This window comes from Parablautia muri, assembly GCF_009917485.1.
GTDB classification, from domain to species: Bacteria; Bacillota; Clostridia; order Lachnospirales; family Lachnospiraceae; genus Suilimivivens; species Suilimivivens muri.
In genome coordinates this window covers 338770-356619 of record NZ_QZDT01000001.1, presented here as the reverse complement: position 1 = coordinate 356619, position 17850 = coordinate 338770, and the positions used below count along the sequence as shown (strand labels likewise).

The window sequence follows — 17850 nt, the reverse complement described above, 5'->3', positions numbered from 1 at the left end:
ATTCACAAATTATCTTTCTTAAATATTTTTATAAATAACTTTTAATAAACGGAATCTTTCTTAAAACAGCAGTATAAATGAATCCTACAATAAAAACCCCACATACATAAATGCTATTAGCAAACACTCCTATCGTCTTTTCGGACAAAAACAAGTAAAGGGACAATAACTGCCAACGCACAAAATTGTCCAATAAATAAATTCCAAACACACATTGCCCAACAGCCGCTATCGTAATATTTATTCTTTCATTTCCCCTCCATCTGTCAGCTATTTTTCCACATATACAAAAAACAAGCGGTGCCATAATGCATATAAATATATCCAGTAACTCCTGCGAATAGTTTCCAATTTTTAAGAAGTGTATCTGCATAATAATCATATCAAATACAACGCAGCCTATGAAACCAACCGATTCCTGCCAGAACCTATACCTCTTTTCCTGCCAAGTGCTGGCAAACTTCATATAGTAACCTAAAATCATATAAAAAACATAGTCATTGACAAAACCTAGATCCAGCGAAATTGAAAAACCAAAAAGCTCTTTCCACAATGGTAAAATAAGTGCAAATATTATTTTTAAACCAAAAAGATAGCGCATTAGTCTTTGATCTATATGTCTAATCATAATCCGGAAAAAGGGCAATGTCAGCAGCATTCCACAATAGGCATATAAAAACCATAGAGATTCCCTGATTCCATTTGTATAGAATTTCTCCAAAAAATCATTTACTCCCGCATTCGGTATCCTATGCCTGCAGACATCCATCACATAATAAAAAATAGAAATTATGATCAATACAATAAAAATTTTGCTAACCCTTCTGCAAAGCAGCTCCTTAATCGTCTCATCTTTCGATAATAATAAAGCGCCTGACACCATAAAAAACAGCGGTACGCCAACCCTGCAAATACAGGCCATCCCCAATGAAAAGAGCCATGTCATAATATTGCCTGTTTCCGTGTAATAAATGAATCCATCCGTATGGTTAAATATAACCAACAGAATTGCAACAATCCTTATTATGTCCAAATCAATTTTTCTGGCAGCTTTCATTTTACCCTCTATCTAAAGCTTTATTCCAATTCCTGCATAATTACTTTGTCTTTTCCATAAAATCCTGCCACTGCCCAGTTTGTAAAAGCGCCGGAATCTGTTGTTACCGGCATATGCATAAGGGGTCCCTGTTCAGGATTAATAGGGCACAAATATGCCTCTTTTACAGAATCATCCAGTAATATTTCCATTTGGGATTTAATCTGCATCCTGAAATCATCAGCCTGCCCACTTATTACATATTCGCAAGATCTCTTAAAAACACTATTGCCCAGCATTCCATCAAAAAGTATCACCTCCAACCCCAAAATACAAATGCATGGTACCATAACACTTTTTTGATAACTCTTCTCATTTAACAGAAATCCTTGTTTTCCCTTCCCTTTTAAATGATTTATCAGCCACCCCTCTATATAAATAATAGACGCCGTTATCGTAAGAATAAATGTAATATATTGCATGGTAGCCGGACCTAGTGAAACCTCACCTTTTACATAAATAGAAGGCGTAAACATAGATGCATAAATACAATACATATAACCCAAAAAAATGAATGGTAATTTAAATTGAACTTTCATATCCGTTTTTAAAAAAAACTCCCATACAAGAATAGCCAGCACAATCAGCAAAATAAAGATAAGTGTTTTATTTTTTGCAAACGTACCAATAGAAACAATCCCCTGTACCAGTGATTCCAGAATTGTGCGAATAATCTTTTGCCAGCTAAACCCAAAATCCTCCCCACCTCTCGCCGCATTTCCTGGCGCCATAATCTGAAAAAAAAGCGCTACTGTCCCCGCCATAAACGGAATGCCCAGCAATAAAACTTTCTTGAATTTCTTAAAACGCAATATAACTACTGGTAAATAAATAAAAAACACAAGAAAAAATGAGAAATAACTGCTTCCCCCTATCATAACCAGTCCTATAGTAGAATACACAATATACCGTATACGTCCTGTCCTCTCAAATTTTGAAAGATATGCCAGTAAAAGTAATGCCAATACATGAGGGAACATATAATGAACAGTTCCTACATACCAATACATTCCAATTGCCGTACTGGGAATAAATTGATAACTGGACATTAATATAATCACCGCAATGGTAATGCTTTCATACCACTTAAACTTCAATCTGTTTACAGTAACTTCATGCACCAAATATATTGTGGAAATGCAGACTGCCAAAGTGCTTGCCAAAGGAACAATCCAAAAACTATATGGCACAAATACTTCTGGCATCAATGTAAACAAAAAAACCGTAAACCAATCCCCATTCCATACTCTACACATATTCCTTGTCGTTTCTATGCCTGCCTTAAATACCTCTATTAAAGAATGTGTACGCAGCCACGCCTGATGCGTACCCATGGAATATCCATAATCATCTCCTGACGGTCTTGCATAAAATGCCAGATACCATATAGGCAACATTGAAATAATAAATACAAAGCTTAGCGCCAATGCCATCACTTTGGTGTTTATCTTCTCTAATAATAACCCTATCTTATCTTTTAAATTGTTTTTTCTCTCCATGTATGCCTCCCACAGATTACGATTCTATTCTTTTACCACTTTTTTTCATAATCTCCCAAACATACCCAAATTCCTCCGTCCTGCCAAACACCAGCAAAAACAAAGAATTAAACACCACACAAATCGTCCCAAACATCACCAGGAAGGAACCAACTGTCACCTCCCGCATAACCGTCATTTTAAGCCCTGTCAATATTCCTAAAATCACAACCAAAACAATCAGATATTTCACCGAATCCGCGAAATAAGCGCCGACCCTCTTATCAAAGCATACCTTATAAATGATAAGCGGTTTCGTTACATTGGCTATCAATCCCGACACTATGGTCCCGATATAGATTCCCACAAGTCCGATTTTTTGTACCAGTACAATAGAAATAATCAAATTCACCACACCCTGGATTAATGCAAGGTATTTATCCTGCTCAAAAACGCCTGCTGCCGTTTTAAAGTTCGACAAGACAATTCTATCACCTTTAAAATAATAATCAATAAGAATGCAGGCTACTACACTGACCGCCAGCACTTTTTCTGCCCCCTGCCATATGATAATAAAGGGGGTCAGCAACAGAAAAAAGCCCACCGCCGAAAAACCATATACCCAGCAGGCAAAGAAACGGTACACCTTAAAGATTTGGTACTGTTTTTCCCTGGATTCTGTGGCAATCAAATTACCAAACCCGGATAATACAGAATTAAAGATAATATTTACAAAGTTTGCAACGGAAGTCAACACCATATTATAGTTGCCCACATAGCCAACCAAAGTAACATTGATAAAGGCAGAAATAATCATACTGTCCGTTTGAAGCCTGGCCACATCCCCTACCTTATGGAACACCAGCGCTTTCGTCTTCTTGATGATTTCTCCCGTTTCCTCTTTGGAAAGACCGGCCACCTTCCGTTCCAGCAGATACGGATACCGTTTATTTAAATATCTGCTGACCGCGATCTTCTGGAATAATTCCACAAAAGCAGCGGTCAAAAGATACAGATAGAAATTTTCTGTCAGCATAATCACAATAATCTGAAACGTCACTGTGATCATCTTGGTTATGGTAATAATATTTGTCTGTATATAATTATTCTGCTCTGCATTCACCAGGCTGTATTTGTACGCTACAAAGTAAGAGCTGACCGTATTAAACAGAAAGATAAAATAATACAGTGTTAAATCTCTGATCTCTATTCCCTGCGGCTGCTTAACCAGATAAGGTAAAAAAGGAGAAATTACCAGGCCGATAACCCCAATCACCAGACCAATCACACGGTACGCTTTTTTATACAGCAGCATATAGGATTTGATTTTTTCATAATCTTTCCTTGCAACCGGTCCATACAGGCTGAAATTCAAAGCAGTTCCCACTCCCAGCTCTGCCATAGACAGGACAGATAATATTCCTGTGTACAAATCATTGACACCATTTAAGGTATCTCCTAAATGGTCAATGAAAATGGTACGTAAAACAAATCCCAGTAGTTGGGTAACAATATTTCCTATATATCCAAACGCTATATTTCTTGCGGCTGACTTAACTCTTCCCATAATCTGTCAACTTCTTTCCCCGTTAAAAGCGCCCGCTTTGCGTATTCCGGCATGATTTTTTCAAGATGCGCCCTTATTTCCTGCTCCTTGTCTATAAGCCACCTGAAGGCATCTGTTAAATCTTCCGGCCGGTTCAGGCTTTGAACCGGTATGACATAGCCCTCGCCAGTTCCAAATAAATCCACGGCAATCCCCTTCGCCTTTACGGAATACCCCACCACAAGTGTAGGTACACAGGAAGAATACGCCGCTATGGTGGAATGGGTTCTTGCTCCTACGAATAGTCTGCAGCGGCTGATATATCCCTTTAGTTCCTCACAGGTGCCATCTCCGATTTCAACCACCCGCCCTGTATATGCAAATTTTTCATATAATGCATGGATGGGAACCCTGTCGTCATTCTTATTCCATATAACATGGGGAATAAGCGCAACCTGCATATCTGTATGATTTATGATAAAATGTATCATATTTTGATAATTTTCAATCGCAATACCATCACAGCTTTCTTTTTCCTGAATCATGGGACTTACGTTAATGCCTACCGTATTCCCTGGAATAAATCCATCCGGCAAAGGCAGTTCCTTTTTCCCTAATGTGAAAGCCGGATCCGGATAACAGTATAGCTCCGGCGCCTTCCTATCTTCAGCTTTCCTGCTATCTTTCACCTGCTTCATAGTCTCGAAAGCCTTTTTCAAAGCCTCATAGGTAATGGATTCTCTGGCGATAATGGTGTGATATCCCGACAAGTCCGCCATAATTTCCTTTCGACTCAAAAGCTCTGGTTCTATAGAACAGCCCAAAAGAATCGTCTTAGTTCCCCTTTTATGAAAGGCATCATTGGTCAGTCGCAAATCGCCCAGCATATTGTCATAGCAATAATTATCACCGCCAATGGAGACGGCTAACGGCGCTGTTTTTCCCCTGAAAATTGTATGGTACCGGTATCTGATAAAGCTTTCTTTATCCCCTGTCAGCTTGCGGTAAACAAAATATAGCAGATGGGCAAGTTTGTGCCCTGCAAAGCTGCGCTCCTGGAAAATTTCACATAATCCGCTGAGGGAATAAGCCTCATCTTCCCTTCCGCGATAGCTGACCAATACCGCATCTTCCTTGAGCATATGGCAGAGGCTGTTAACAATCGCCTCACAGCCATGATTGCCGCTGCCCGCATGCATATACATTACCAGTTTATCCTTCAATTTAATCCTCCGAATTTTTTTAAATGATATAGCCATAAATATACATCTGGCATAGCGCAAAACAGTTTCGCTTTCACCTTATATCCGGCCGAAAGCTGTTCATACGCTCCCGGCACCTGCAGCTCTCTTTGTAAGGTAGCATGGCATTTCTTTATATACTCAGCCTGCCGCCTTCTCTCCTTCCCTGAAAGCAATGCAAGCTTTCCTGCTGTGAGCATAACCGCCATGATCAAAATAGTCGTGGCGTGTACTCTGGCCTTCTTTGCCGCTAGTTCCGGTTTTACTGTTTCTTTTCCTGAAACTGCTTCCCACATGCAGTCAATTCTATCCCTTGCAAGCTCCCAGCAGATAATCTGGTCCATATATTCCGGTCTGAAGGCTCTGTTCATTGCTCCGGCAGGATTCTGATAATAGCCATACCCTTTATACGGAATTTCTACTATTTTTTTTACCTGTGGCAGTAAATCTACCAAAAACAACATATCCTCACCAATCGTGAGGCCCCGCCTAAAACGGATATCACCAATCAAAGTTCTCTTATACAGCTTGCTCCAACACCGGCTGTTTCCTTTCAAAATTCCTTCTGAAATAAAGGAAGCTCCTGAATAAATTTGTGTTCCACTTTTTTCTATCTCTGCCCTTATACCTTCATTTGTCTCTTTTTCTAAAATCTGCTCCCACTGCTGTTCACTGCTCCAGCTTTCAAAGCTGCAGCCTGCAATATCACTATTTGTTTCTACCAGACTTTCATATAAAAGCTGCAAGGCTCTTGGCAGTAATCTATCATCTGCATCTACAAAGGTAATGTACTCCCCTTTTGCCGCTGTTATCCCCGCATTTCTTGCAGCCGAAACGCCTTCATCCCCCAAACCAATCAGCTGGATATTGTCATATTGATAGGCTGCATTTTCACATACCGCTTCCGTTTGGTCTGTAGAACCATCATTAATAATAATGACCTCAAGATTGGGATAGGTCTGAGCTTCTATACTTTTTATACAGTTGAAAAGAAAGTCCTGTCCGTTGTAAACCGGTACAATCACACTAATTAATGGTTTCATTTCATCATTTCCTATAGTAAATAAGCATCGCCAGCCGCAGCAGCCTGATGGTAATTTCATTGGGGTGGCGTAAAACAAGATAAAGCAGCTTGTTTGCCTTATCCTGCACACGGACAGAGGTATTTTTACACAACTCTCTCACTTTTTCATCCCTGCAGATTTCTGAAATATTTTTTTTATACCCAGATGCATTTCCCCTGGCTTCATTTTTCAGTACCAAGAATAACATGAAAATGTATTCCTGATCCGACCTCCTGCACATGGCAGAACGTTTTTCTCCTGCAAATTTATCCTTCAAAATCTGCTCCACTACTTGTCTGAGCAATTGAATATTCTGATACAGCCCTTTATCATATTTGTGACTCATGGAATCACCTACATAAAGATAGTGATAATATGCCTTATGGTCCATAATCACCAATCGCTCACAGTCAATCAGCGCCGGCAGTATAACGGTTGTATCTTCCCCCATTATAATCGCAGGGTTACTGTACCTGCAATTATTTTCAATCAATTCCCTTGAAATCAATTTCATGCACCGGGAAATACATACATATCTGTGTTCCTCTCCAAGAAGCTTTGGTATAACCTCCTGTTCTATAGCTTTCCTGTCATATACTCCGGGCGGGAGCTGCTGCCATACATATTCACAATTCCCCTCTCCCCTTTCTATCACATAATCGCTTGCAATGATTTCCCTTAAATGACCGGACAGCTTTACTGCCATCTCACCTATCATATTAAGGTCAACCCAGTCATCGCTGTCCACAAAGCTTAAATATTCACCTGTACTCTCACGTACGCCCCTTTTCCACGCAGAAACCAGGCCGCCGTTTTCCTTATGAATTACCCGTATCCTTCCATCTTTCAGGGCCAGCGTATCACAAAGTCCTCCGCTTCCATCGCTAGATCCATCGTCCACTAACAGAATTTCTAAATTATCATAGGTCTGCCCTGTCAGCGTTTCCACGCATTTCGATAAATATTTTTCTGTATTGTATACGGGTACTATCACGCTAATTTTGTATTTTTCCAAATGAAACCTCCCGTTGCCGCCTGTGGCAGCATACAGCATAAATCAGTACGAAAAAGTCCGGGCAAAACTTCATTTCCTTCGCCCATCTAAGCCAAAATATCTTCATAAATCCAAAGAAGCCTGTCAATGCTTTTTTCAATCGAAAAATCGGCTTCCACCTTCCTGCGGGCATTCTCGCCCAGTCTGGCACATAGTTTGGTATCCCCAAGAGCTCTCCGCAGGCCATCCTTCAGCGAAGATACATCCCTGGGCTTTATTAAAATTCCTGTCCGGCCATCCTCAATCATTTGGGGGATTCCTCCCACTTCACTAGCCACAACCGCACAGGAATAAGCCATCGCCTCCAATACAGAAACCGGCTGCCCTTCAAAATAAGTAGGCAGTACAAATAAATCACATTCCGACAAATATTTGTTTTTTTCCTCTCCTGTAATCCATCCCAAATCTATCACATGGGACGAATGGCCGGCCGTAAGAGCCTTCAGCTCCTTATCCTCCCAGACACCTCCCAGATACAGCCTTAAATCCGGATATTCTTTTAGAAGCTCTTTCATCGCTATGAATAGTTCTTCTATTCCCTTTGTTTTACAGAGCCTTCCTAAAAACAGAATCTTATGCTGTCCGTACTGCTTATCCACAGCCGGAGGTATCTGTATGGCATTAGGAAACACTTTGATTTTGCTTTCTTCCACCATACAGGAGAAAAACTCCTTCCATTCAGACGACAACACAAGAAAGCGGTCCGCCATAGCAAAGACCTTCCGCACCTGCTCTTTTCCCCGCTTATTTAACTGTTTGTTATAAAAATTGGGGAAATCCCCTCCATGCTGATGAATCACAATTTTCTTTTGAAATAGCTTTGCCGTTTTTATGAAAAAAGATTTTCTGTAATAACTGCTGTCAGAAGCCACATTTACATGCACAATCTGAAAACAAGGCACCTTCAGGCAAAAGATTAAAAAAGCTTGAACTGCCTTTAAAAGCTTGCGCAGCTTGTTTCCGTCTACCATTGTACCTATATAGCATAAATCTATTTTCCGGTCCAGATCGGCTTCATAGTAAAGATTCACTACCCCGGAAATGCCCCCATGGACACTCCTGTCCGGCCCTACCATTAGCACTTTTGTCCTGTCCTGTTTTCTCATTGGCAGTCCCTTTCTGCTACCTGCAAAATCTACCTTAATTTGAAAATGCGTCTTATCTTTCGAACTGCCTTCCTGAAAAAGCGCTTTACCTTCATGGAAATCCTTGTATAAATCAGTTTACGGCCGCTGACAGGCGGCATAATCAGATAATTGTATTCTTCTATATGCGCGAGCAAATATTCCGGGTAGCTCTCATCCACATCCACCCTCTCAAACTTTGCTTCTCTGCCAAACATATCTTCTCCCAGAATCAACCTGTCCTTCGCTTCCGCTAAAATATCCTGGTTGTTGTATTCCTGATGAGCCGCTGCAACCACCTTCGTCCCAATCCGCTTGGACACATCTGTCTCCTGCCTGCTGCCCATATATCCAAAATGCCAGCCTCCCTCTGCCACCCGCACCGCATTCGCTGCTGTTGTGGATGCCTCCCGTAATTTGATAATCCCATTTGTCGGAATATTCCGCTTGCTAAAGATCTTGGTTCCGAGCCACATTTTTTTCTCCACCTCTGGGAATTCTCCCGTGATGGAAAGCAGGCTTCCCGATACTTCCTCCATGTTGATATAACAGTAAAACATCCTTTGCGCCAGATGATAAATCTTCTCCGGATCAAAATTTGCAATGATTTCCTTTAAAACTTTCGGATTAGGAATTTCATCCACATCACTGAGTATAATGATATCCTCATCTGACGCATCCCTAAGCCCCCGTGCCAAGGCATTTTTTTGAAAATTATCCCTTTGATGGGTGGTTGCCACCATTGGTGAATTGTCCACAACAATATACTCTATCTTAGACAGAAATTCCTGGAACATGGCTTTATTTTTTTCAAAGCAAAGCTCTTTCGATTCCCCTGAAAAAGTAACTGTGGCTTCTTCAATCACAAATTTATCTACAATTGGATCCAGAATATGAAGCCGGAGCTTTAAAATATCCAGTTCATTAAAAAAGGGAATACAATCATATACCATCTGCTTATCCTCTTTTCATTCCCAACATTTTTAATCCCTACATGGATGATTATTTGTTTCAATTCAGGCAGGACTGTGTATTACCGCTGTCTCCAAAACGAAAATGGCCTTATCATCCCTTTTATCTTAAGCCATCTTTTGGTCCATGGATTTTCAAATCTGGGATACTGCTCATTCCGTCCCCACCATTTATGAAAAACAAACGGGGCGTCCACCTCCAACGTTTCCGGCACCGGATGCTCGTGTCCGAAATACTTTGCCACCTCCACAGGCGCAATCCTCATACCTGCTTCCTCTATTTTATGCTTGTTCATACAGCACAAAAAAACATCTTCATTGTAAAAACCATCTCTATCCTTTTCCCATACAAGATTTGCCTTCCTGGGAAAATCCAGAAGCCGCTTGCTCCTGAGTGAAATACTATTTCCTACCCTGCACAGATTGCCATAAATATCATAAAAACAGCGATGCTTGTCTCCTTCCGGCACTGGCCAGGGAGAACCGATATAATCATACGCAAGGAACTGATCCTGCCATTTTTCCGGATGAACCACAAATCCGTCATAGTGAATCAGCAGCACATAATCTGTATGAATATAATTTCCAAGCTCATACACCGTTTTGTAATTAAAGCAATCAATATCCGTCAGCTTAGTAGTATGCTTATAGGTAATCCCATCCGGCAAGGTAAACGGCTTTCTATGGGTAATCAAAACCACCTCGCCAAACTCAATTCCTTTCATACTGTATTCTAGTGCTTTTATGGTTTCATATACCTTTACACTGGTCATGGCCGCCAATGTAACATCAGGCAGCTTCAGCTTACCACAATCCTTGTGCTCCTTAGCATATTGGGGTTTATTTCTATTCATGAACAGTTCCATTTTGCTTTCTCCGTCTTCTAAGCACTGCCCGCCAAATCTTTTTCAGATAAAACCATGCGTAAACAGCTCTTCTCTCAATATCTTGGAAAAAAAATTGCAGTTTGCCCGGTCTTATATTTCTCTTTGCATATTTCTTTGATTTCTTCTTATATTCCTCAAGCTCTTTTCTGCATTCCTTGGCAGTAAACAGCCGTCCTTTTCTGTCCATGTAATGAAAAAGGCTGTAAATGTTCTGTTCCGATGCCCAATATCCGTCTGATACATTATGTCTTGCCCAATATTTAGGCGCTATGGCAAACTTTAAGGTTTCGCTGGTGTGAGCCGGCAGACAGGCAAAAGAAGAATTGGACAGCAGCAGATAATACGCATTTTTTAAGGTTACATAATCTTTTCCTATGTCAAAATGATATGCCGGAATACCTGGCAGCATCTTTCCGGCGCTTTCCACATCATCCGTTATGATCATAAATTCCATATCAGGACGGATTTTTCTCATTTCCTTCATGCCGTGAACCCAATATTTTTTGTCAACAAAAAGCTCCGGACTTCCGGTATATTCCCCGCCCCGCATATTGATAATGCACAGATTCTCCCTGCTGTACTCATAAGAATCATATTCCGGTTTCACTTTAAGCCACTGCTTCACCAGTTCCAAATGCTCTATAAAATAGGATTCATCCTGCATATTGCCGTAGATCAAAGTATTGTCCGCCACATGCTTTATCCCCTCATCCGGTCCTGCAATATAGCAGCCATGTTCCATATCGTGCCTAGAATTACCGATATAAAGCCGTACTTCCTTATCATCATATCTTTTAAAGTTTTTCTTATCCTCCTGGGAAATGACATGTCCTAAATCCATGTCCATAAAATACATTCCCCGGTCACTGTGCATATTTACCGCAAACCTCTCCTGACCTGCGGTACCAAATTCATACCCGTTTTCTTCTGCAGCTACTCTGGCCGTCACATAGCAAAACAACTGGTTCCCCAGCCCCTGGCCATTTATAAATTCTGTTCCTACCATTCTCTTCCCCCACCTTATAAAATGGTTTCCATCAGTTTTCCATCTTCAACTTTATAGATGATATCACATTTTTCAATGGTATTTAGTCTGTGTGCAATGATAATCATTGTCTTTTTCCCATGGAAACTGTTGATGGCTTCCATAACCGCAGCCTCCGTATCATTGTCAAGCGCCGATGTGGCCTCGTCAAACACCAATATTTCAGGATCATTATAAAGCGCTCTGGCAATGCCGATACGCTGTCTTTGTCCTCCGGAAAGACGCACGCCCCTATCTCCAATTGTTGTATCCAGTCCTTTGGGCAGCTCCTGGATAAATTCCTTCAGCTGGGCTTCCTCAAGAACCTCCCAGAGTCTTTTCTCATCAATTTTGTCCGCATCAATACCAAAAGCAATGTTATCTCTGATAGATTCGTCTATCAAATAAATAGACTGGGGAATGTAACCCACCTGTGCAAGCCATGACTCATAATTTTTAAAAATGTTCACTCCGTCACAGGTAATTTCTCCCTCCTGGACATGTAAAAGCCCTAAAAGCACATCCACAATTGTGGATTTCCCGGCGCCGGAAGCTCCAATGATTCCTACCGATTTCCCCTTAGGCACAATCATATGTGCATCCTTAAAAATAGCCTTGTCCGAATCCGGGTAATGAAAGCTGATATGAGCCAGTTCGATTTTATCCTCCAGTTTCAGCTTCTCTACCTGGGAATTAGCCTTCCTCTCCGCTAACATGGCATCCGTCTTCATACCCTCCTGCAGATTCTCATAGACAAAATCAAGACTGGGCTGGGTATAGGCAATCTCCGTAATATACGTATTAATTCTGTTTACACTGGGAAGTATTCTGATTGCCGCCACACCAAAGGCTGCTATGGTTTCCATGATGGCCCCCACGTCTCCGCCGCCTTTGATGTAAATAACAAGAAAAGATAAGACACTGACAATAAATACCGTTTCAATCAAAAGCCTGGGGCTGTTATTTAAAACCGCATAATTGCGCGCCACGTCTGCCCCAACTTTACCTGTTTCATAATAATTCCTTACAAAAAATTCTTCCCTGTTTAAAACCTTTACGTCCTTGAGTCCATAAGTGGCCTGAATCCTCCACTTGGCAATCCGCGATTGAAGGGCCTGGTTTTTAGCGCCTATTTTATTTAATCTTGGCTTAAACACCTTGATAATAAACAAAGTCATAAGACCAAAAACTGCAAGAATGAACAAAGTCATACTTGCATCCTGCCACAATAATACAAGGAAAATCAAAAAAGATACCACAACTTCACTGGCAAGCTGCAGCATAGCCAAAATCAGAGAAAAGGTCTGGGGAATATCGCTGTCCGTAATACGAAAAACAGTAGGAATATCAGCCCCAAGGTATTTTTCATAAGGCCTGTTTAAGAATTCCGCCATAACGCGGCTAATCATTTTATTTCTGTTCCGGGTGATAAAGGAATTCTGTTTATAAGTTAAAAATAAAATATAAAGATTCTTAATCACATAAATAGCCATCATTGCAAATAAAAGTGTCAAGGTAACCTGGCCAACATCCCGGATATGAAAAAAATTACACAAGTCCTGCAAAATTTTATATTGTTCAATATAGCCCTGCAGCTTTTCCGGCATCAAAAGCGCATCCACCACCGGAATCATGGCCCCAACTCCCAGGGTTTCCAATAAACCGCCGATAAAAATCATTATCCCCAGAATAACCAACTGTATTTTTTGTTTTCTGTCAAAGATATATCTTATTTTGCCAAACAAACTTATCTTTTTCATGTAGCTCCTCTTACTTGACCGCTTGCCCCTAAAAAAGCCGCAAACCTCATTCTATATTGCCTGATTTTATCATAATTTTTGTAGCAGCCGCTCCAAGATTAAGCATCAGGTATTCTTTCCTTTTTTACAGAACATCATCTGAATCATACTCCATCAGCGAGAAACGTTCAACTGCATCTTCCTGTTCCATATCGCATGCCAGACTTTCCGCTTCTTTCACTACGATTTCAAACACATAATCCATTCCTTTTTCCGTATAGTTTCTGCTTTTTATTCGATATCTCTTGGTATTTTTCTCCAGTAGTTTCCTGATTTCATCTTCCTTTTGTGCTGACTTGCTATGAACAACCAAAATATGAGATTTCGTCCTCCGGTTCACACGTTCAAGCACTATTAAAACTATCGTTGCCGCAAGCGAAGTGATTACCGCCATCTCATACAACTGACAGCCGCAGATAATCCCGATATGAAGCGACCAAAGGATAAAAATCAAATCCACCGGATCCTTTACCGCCGTCCTGAAACGGATGATTGCCAAAGCGCCTATTGTTCCCAAAGTAATTACCAAATTGGACTGCAAACACAAAATAATTGTGGATATGAAAAGAGGAAGAACAGCTATGGCTATATTAAATGCCTTATTATAAAGGGAACGATGCAGTACTACCTGGTACACAATAAACTCATATGATGCCAGTATACCCGCCACAACAAGCACCGATAGAATCATTGATGTGGTAATTTCCTGGTTTTGCAAACTATTCATAATGTGATTGGTCATCGCCTGGATAAGATTCATTATTCTTTCCTCCTCATGTACTCTGCTGTTTTTGAACTTTACCTGACTTGAAATTTAGTCAATATAGCTATTTAAGATGGAGGCAAGATATTCTTTTCTTTTATAAAAGAAACTTCTAAACTCCTCTATTTCCGCATCAAAAACAGCTAAAGAATCATCATTATAAAAGCGTCTGTCGTTTTCCCGCATAGCTTCAGATATAAATTCCCGATATCCATCAACTCTTTCTTCCATAGCCCCTACTTCAAACACCGTCTCCTCCAATTCTTCTATTCTATGGATCAGCTGTCTCCTGAATGTAGCATTTGTCATCAAATTTCTAAACATCCCATCAGCGCCCATAGCTAAATCTATGGTATCCAAATTCGGATTGAATCCCTCGGAATTCAGATCAAATACCATCCATCTCCATTTTCCGTCCCCATATGCGCCATCTTCTTCCTTCTTTACCCTCCAGCAAGCATAATTGGGAAACGGCCAGTCGCCTTCCCTTGCCGTATAAAGCATTGCCGCAAAATAATCAATATAGCTTTCCATATCAATCATCTGGCATACCTTGTTATAATTTTCATCCTTTGTCAAGTCGCTTTCAGAGCAAAAATCCACCATTTTTCTATAATATTTAAAATCTTCTTCCTCTCCTTCAGCTAATTCCCCGCCTTTTATCATAATCACATTATCCTTGTCCACCCCATAGTAATATTCCAAATAACGGGCATCATATTTTTCACACAGCCAATAAACGCCCCAATACTCCCCGTTTAGAAACATCACATAAGGCTGGTAGTTCATAGCGGAAACCTCTAAATCTTGAATGACACTGCTGATTAGATAATCTTTGACCTTCATTCTCAAATCATTCCCTCCCTGAAAAAGAGTCAAAGTTGAAGGAAGATATCCTGTTCCAAAAAAATCCGCCTCAAAATACTTATTTCCATCATATTCTTTTCTGGCATATAAATTCAAACTTTTAGGGTTATATGCTCTGGTGCTGACCCCGTGAATGCGTATTCCACATTCTTGTGCCAATACAGGTTGTCCTGATGAATCAAAAAACTGACATACTGCTTTTCTCTCCCACTTTATCCCTCTGTTCTTATAATTTGCCAGCCATTGGGACCAATAGGATTCTCTGAAAATATAAATACCCTTGTCTCTGTATTCCCTTTTATAATCGTCATAGGCCTTACCAGTTACATAAATACCCGTTTCATAATCGAAAAGGTTAGAAGGGTCTGTCACTAAACTGAGGATATTCATTCCATCATATCCGTCTTTATCGGAAAATCCTACAAAATAAGTCGCTGTCTTTATGTCCCTGCATTGCCCTGCCCCATCGTAAAGGGCTGCCCGCACCACAGTTGCCTTATCAATTTTATAATTGGGCACCTCATATCCCGGCCCTGGTTCCAATGTGCTTACTTTATCTACTAGTTCCTTGTCAAGTCCCACAGAGACATCCCGTATCATGGAATAAATATTATCCTTCTGTGTAGCGTCTGTGATCAAGATCGGGTTTTCATATTTTGCAGAACTTTTATCCGGCAATGAACCATCCAAGGTATAATAAATCGTCCCAGCCTTCGCTTCCAGTTCCAGTTCAAATTCATCCTCATAGAATCCTGATTCTCTGGAAAAGAACACTCTGAGGCTTTCCTCATTCGGCGCAGTTCCATTGCTTTTAGCCCAAGACATCTCAAACAGAATCAGCAAAGCCGCCACAAGCACGCTTCCTGCTGCGAAAAATCTTTTCTTCCTTGCGCGAAATTTCATCTAAACCATACTCACTTTCTTTTCCTGTAAGGCAAGTCTTCCCAAATAATATTTAGAAAAGGACTGTTGCAAAAGTATATTTGACTGAAGAACTCCTTTGATATAGGAAGGGAGCACCCGGTCAAATTTTACTTCCAGAATGTGTTTCTCCTTTTCCATGACCGGTATTCTGAAATAATTTCCGCTTAAAAACCGTCCTATTTCATTTGATGCGGAAATATTATAATCCAGCGTAATTCTTATGTTGGCAATGGACTCAACAAATGCTTCTCTCTGATAACTGATAATTACCTTTGGAGCAAACCCTCGCGTTACGATATCTAAACAAAATTCTTTCAACAGAAGTTTCTGTGTTCCCCAAAAAACATCCATTACTTTTCCATCTATAATACTCTGATATTCCTGCATTGAAAGTACGCATTTCCGTTTATGGCATCCGCTGTTTTTCTTTTCCTTTTTCTCAAGCCAAAGCCTCTCTGCCTGGTCTCCATAATAGCGGATACGGTATTTGAATCTTTTCCCCTCACCAGACACATTATCTCTTGCGCAGGTATTCTTGTAATCGTCAAAGTACAGACTTTGAATTGTATATTTCCCATCTTCTCCCGCGTGAAAATCATAATCCAGTATCCCTGACAGTCGTTCCTTTACCGCAAGTAAATCCGCTTCTTTTTCACAGTATTTCCATTCATTTCTATACTTTAGCTCCGTGCTTTCTTTTCCTCCCCACTCCATCATACCTTTCTGGTTTTTCGTCATGAACATATATTTTGCCTCTTTGCTTAAATTTCACGGCGGCTGCCGCCGAATGGCTTAACAATAGCATTCTATCATAAATGTTCATACAATGCTATTACAAATTGCCAACGCACCGTATACAAACACTATCAAACCATGCAGGTGGCTTATTGTAAATAATAATTAAGCTTTCACCTAAACTGTTGCAGCACGCATCTCCAAGCCCTGGCTTTCCCGTTCAATAAGTGGAAGTCCACTACTGCGAATCCTTATGTTGCCGCAATGGTATCACAAACCTGTCATATGCCTTCACCACTTTGTAATAGGCTCCAGGCCAAGCCAAAATCAGTTTCATCCTAACCTTATCCCCTAACGCCACATAACTTTTTCTATAAATCTTTTTTATTTCCTGTTTTTCCTCTTGCAGTAATGCAATTAATTGCCGCCCGGATTTCTTCATGCCTCTATCTAGGAAATCCACATAATAAAAAACCATCTTACGGTAAAACTGATACATCGCCTTTTCCGCCAGCTTTTGCATGCCAAGACCTATCAAATATTCTCTCTGTTCTTTCCAAAAAGGAATTTCATCCTGAAAACGTCTCTCATGCAGCCGGCTGTTCATAATACTGCCGCTTCTGTCCACCATATAATTATAATAGAGCGTATCTAAAAACACACATTTGGACGCTTTTGTAAGCGCCCATGTCGTATACATAATATCTTCTGACTTTCTCCCTTCAGGGAAACGAATATCCTTTATCACCTTTCTGTCAAAAAGCTTGCTCCACACCGAATGGTAAATATGATATTGCGGATCCCCGTTAATATATAATTCTAAAGCTTCCTGGCGGCTGAGCGCAAGTACTTTACCGGTAGGATGGACTTCCTCCGCTCCCTCTCCCACCTGCCGGTAAGAACATATTGCAATCTCCGCCCCGGTATCCAGACATGCTTCCAACATATCTTTGTACATAGAAGGCTCCGTCCAGTCATCCCCATCCACGTATCCGATATAATCGCCCTTTGCTATTTTTAAGCCTGCATTTCTTGCGGAAGAAGGTCCGCCGTTTTCTTTATGAATCACATGAATGAACTTACTTTTTTGGGCATATTCATCACATATCCCGCCCGTTCCATCGGTAGAACCGTCATCCACCAAAATTATCTCCATCGGCTCATAAGTCTGAGCCAAAAGACTGTCCACACAGCGGGGTAAATATTTCTCAATGTTATAGGCGGTTACAATCACCGAAATCAATTTCGCATCCTGCTTCATTCTGCCCTCCTGCACA

15 protein-coding genes are annotated in these 17850 nt (G+C 40.7%); all 15 read right to left on the bottom strand.

What is annotated here, in order from left to right; genetic code table 11:
* Nucleotides 1-28: 28 nt before the first annotated feature.
* The 15 genes from D5281_RS01600 to D5281_RS01530 all read right to left on the bottom strand — a co-directional run bounded on the left by D5281_RS01600 (nucleotide 29) and on the right by D5281_RS01530 (nucleotide 17834).
* Nucleotides 29-1057, bottom strand: coding sequence for an acyltransferase (locus tag D5281_RS01600; RefSeq protein WP_160558385.1), 1029 nt, complete (start codon nucleotides 1055-1057; stop codon nucleotides 29-31).
* A 20-nt stretch (nucleotides 1058-1077) separates the two neighbouring features.
* A complete protein-coding gene (locus D5281_RS01595) occupies nucleotides 1078-2595 on the bottom strand; it encodes a DUF6056 family protein (RefSeq protein WP_160558384.1) in 1518 nt (505 codons plus the stop codon).
* 16 nt (nucleotides 2596-2611) lie between these two features.
* Nucleotides 2612-4141: a lipopolysaccharide biosynthesis protein gene (locus D5281_RS01590; protein WP_160558383.1), complete on the bottom strand. Its 1530-nt coding sequence runs from the start codon at nucleotides 4139-4141 to the stop codon at nucleotides 2612-2614.
* Nucleotides 4108-5343 carry a polysaccharide pyruvyl transferase family protein gene (locus D5281_RS01585; protein ID WP_277935109.1) on the bottom strand — a complete coding sequence of 412 codons (1236 nt, stop codon included), beginning with the start codon at nucleotides 5341-5343 and terminating at the stop codon, nucleotides 4108-4110. Before D5281_RS01585 ends, D5281_RS01590 begins: the two co-directional genes overlap by 34 nt.
* Complete coding sequence (locus D5281_RS01580) at nucleotides 5340-6404, bottom strand: glycosyltransferase family 2 protein (protein WP_160558381.1); 1065 nt, start codon at nucleotides 6402-6404, stop codon at nucleotides 5340-5342. Before D5281_RS01580 ends, D5281_RS01585 begins: the two co-directional genes overlap by 4 nt.
* Before the next feature lie 4 nt (nucleotides 6405-6408).
* Entirely contained in the window at nucleotides 6409-7440 is a 1032-nt protein-coding gene (locus D5281_RS01575) for a glycosyltransferase family 2 protein (protein ID WP_160558380.1), read from the bottom strand.
* 86 nt (nucleotides 7441-7526) lie between these two features.
* Complete coding sequence (locus D5281_RS01570) at nucleotides 7527-8585, bottom strand: glycosyltransferase family 4 protein (protein WP_160558379.1); 1059 nt, start codon at nucleotides 8583-8585, stop codon at nucleotides 7527-7529.
* 29 nt (nucleotides 8586-8614) lie between these two features.
* Nucleotides 8615-9556 carry a glycosyltransferase family 17 protein gene (locus D5281_RS01565; RefSeq protein ID WP_160558378.1) on the bottom strand — a complete coding sequence of 314 codons (942 nt, stop codon included), beginning with the start codon at nucleotides 9554-9556 and terminating at the stop codon, nucleotides 8615-8617.
* An 80-nt stretch (nucleotides 9557-9636) separates the two neighbouring features.
* A complete protein-coding gene (locus tag D5281_RS01560; protein WP_277935108.1) occupies nucleotides 9637-10440 on the bottom strand; it encodes a DUF5672 family protein in 804 nt (267 codons plus the stop codon).
* Nucleotides 10421-11467: a glycosyl transferase gene (locus D5281_RS01555; RefSeq protein WP_160558377.1), complete on the bottom strand. Its 1047-nt coding sequence runs from the start codon at nucleotides 11465-11467 to the stop codon at nucleotides 10421-10423. Before D5281_RS01555 ends, D5281_RS01560 begins: the two co-directional genes overlap by 20 nt.
* Nucleotides 11468-11481: 14 nt before the next feature.
* Nucleotides 11482-13245, bottom strand: a complete 1764-nt coding sequence (locus D5281_RS01550; protein WP_160558376.1) for an ABC transporter ATP-binding protein — start codon at nucleotides 13243-13245, stop codon at nucleotides 11482-11484.
* A 124-nt stretch (nucleotides 13246-13369) separates the two neighbouring features.
* A complete protein-coding gene (locus D5281_RS01545) occupies nucleotides 13370-14044 on the bottom strand; it encodes a DUF4956 domain-containing protein (RefSeq protein ID WP_160558375.1) in 675 nt (224 codons plus the stop codon).
* Between the two features lie 54 nt (nucleotides 14045-14098).
* Nucleotides 14099-15817, bottom strand: a complete 1719-nt coding sequence (locus D5281_RS01540; RefSeq protein WP_160558374.1) for a CotH kinase family protein — start codon at nucleotides 15815-15817, stop codon at nucleotides 14099-14101.
* Nucleotides 15818-16582 carry a polyphosphate polymerase domain-containing protein gene (locus D5281_RS01535; protein ID WP_160558373.1) on the bottom strand — a complete coding sequence of 255 codons (765 nt, stop codon included), beginning with the start codon at nucleotides 16580-16582 and terminating at the stop codon, nucleotides 15818-15820.
* Nucleotides 16583-16811: 229 nt separating this feature from the next.
* Nucleotides 16812-17834, bottom strand: a complete 1023-nt coding sequence (locus D5281_RS01530) for a glycosyltransferase family 2 protein (protein ID WP_160558372.1) — start codon at nucleotides 17832-17834, stop codon at nucleotides 16812-16814.
* Nucleotides 17835-17850: the final 16 nt, after the last annotated feature.

Coding starts and splice junctions, on each gene's coding strand:
- D5281_RS01540 (WP_160558374.1), bottom strand. CDS start 15,817: ATGAAATTTCGCGCAAGGAAGAAAAGATTTTTCGCAGCAGGAAGCGTG.
- D5281_RS01550 (WP_160558376.1), bottom strand. CDS start 13,245: ATGAAAAAGATAAGTTTGTTTGGCAAAATAAGATATATCTTTGACAGA.
- D5281_RS01545 (WP_160558375.1), bottom strand. CDS start 14,044: ATGAATCTTATCCAGGCGATGACCAATCACATTATGAATAGTTTGCAA.
- D5281_RS01535 (WP_160558373.1), bottom strand. CDS start 16,582: ATGTTCATGACGAAAAACCAGAAAGGTATGATGGAGTGGGGAGGAAAA.
- D5281_RS01570 (WP_160558379.1), bottom strand. CDS start 8,585: ATGAGAAAACAGGACAGGACAAAAGTGCTAATGGTAGGGCCGGACAGG.
- D5281_RS01590 (WP_160558383.1), bottom strand. CDS start 4,141: ATGGGAAGAGTTAAGTCAGCCGCAAGAAATATAGCGTTTGGATATATA.
- D5281_RS01530 (WP_160558372.1), bottom strand. CDS start 17,834: ATGAAGCAGGATGCGAAATTGATTTCGGTGATTGTAACCGCCTATAAC.
- D5281_RS01600 (WP_160558385.1), bottom strand. CDS start 1,057: ATGAAAGCTGCCAGAAAAATTGATTTGGACATAATAAGGATTGTTGCA.
- D5281_RS01560 (WP_277935108.1), bottom strand. CDS start 10,440: ATGGAACTGTTCATGAATAGAAATAAACCCCAATATGCTAAGGAGCAC.
- D5281_RS01580 (WP_160558381.1), bottom strand. CDS start 6,404: ATGAAACCATTAATTAGTGTGATTGTACCGGTTTACAACGGACAGGAC.
- D5281_RS01595 (WP_160558384.1), bottom strand. CDS start 2,595: ATGGAGAGAAAAAACAATTTAAAAGATAAGATAGGGTTATTATTAGAG.
- D5281_RS01555 (WP_160558377.1), bottom strand. CDS start 11,467: ATGGTAGGAACAGAATTTATAAATGGCCAGGGGCTGGGGAACCAGTTG.
- D5281_RS01565 (WP_160558378.1), bottom strand. CDS start 9,556: ATGGTATATGATTGTATTCCCTTTTTTAATGAACTGGATATTTTAAAG.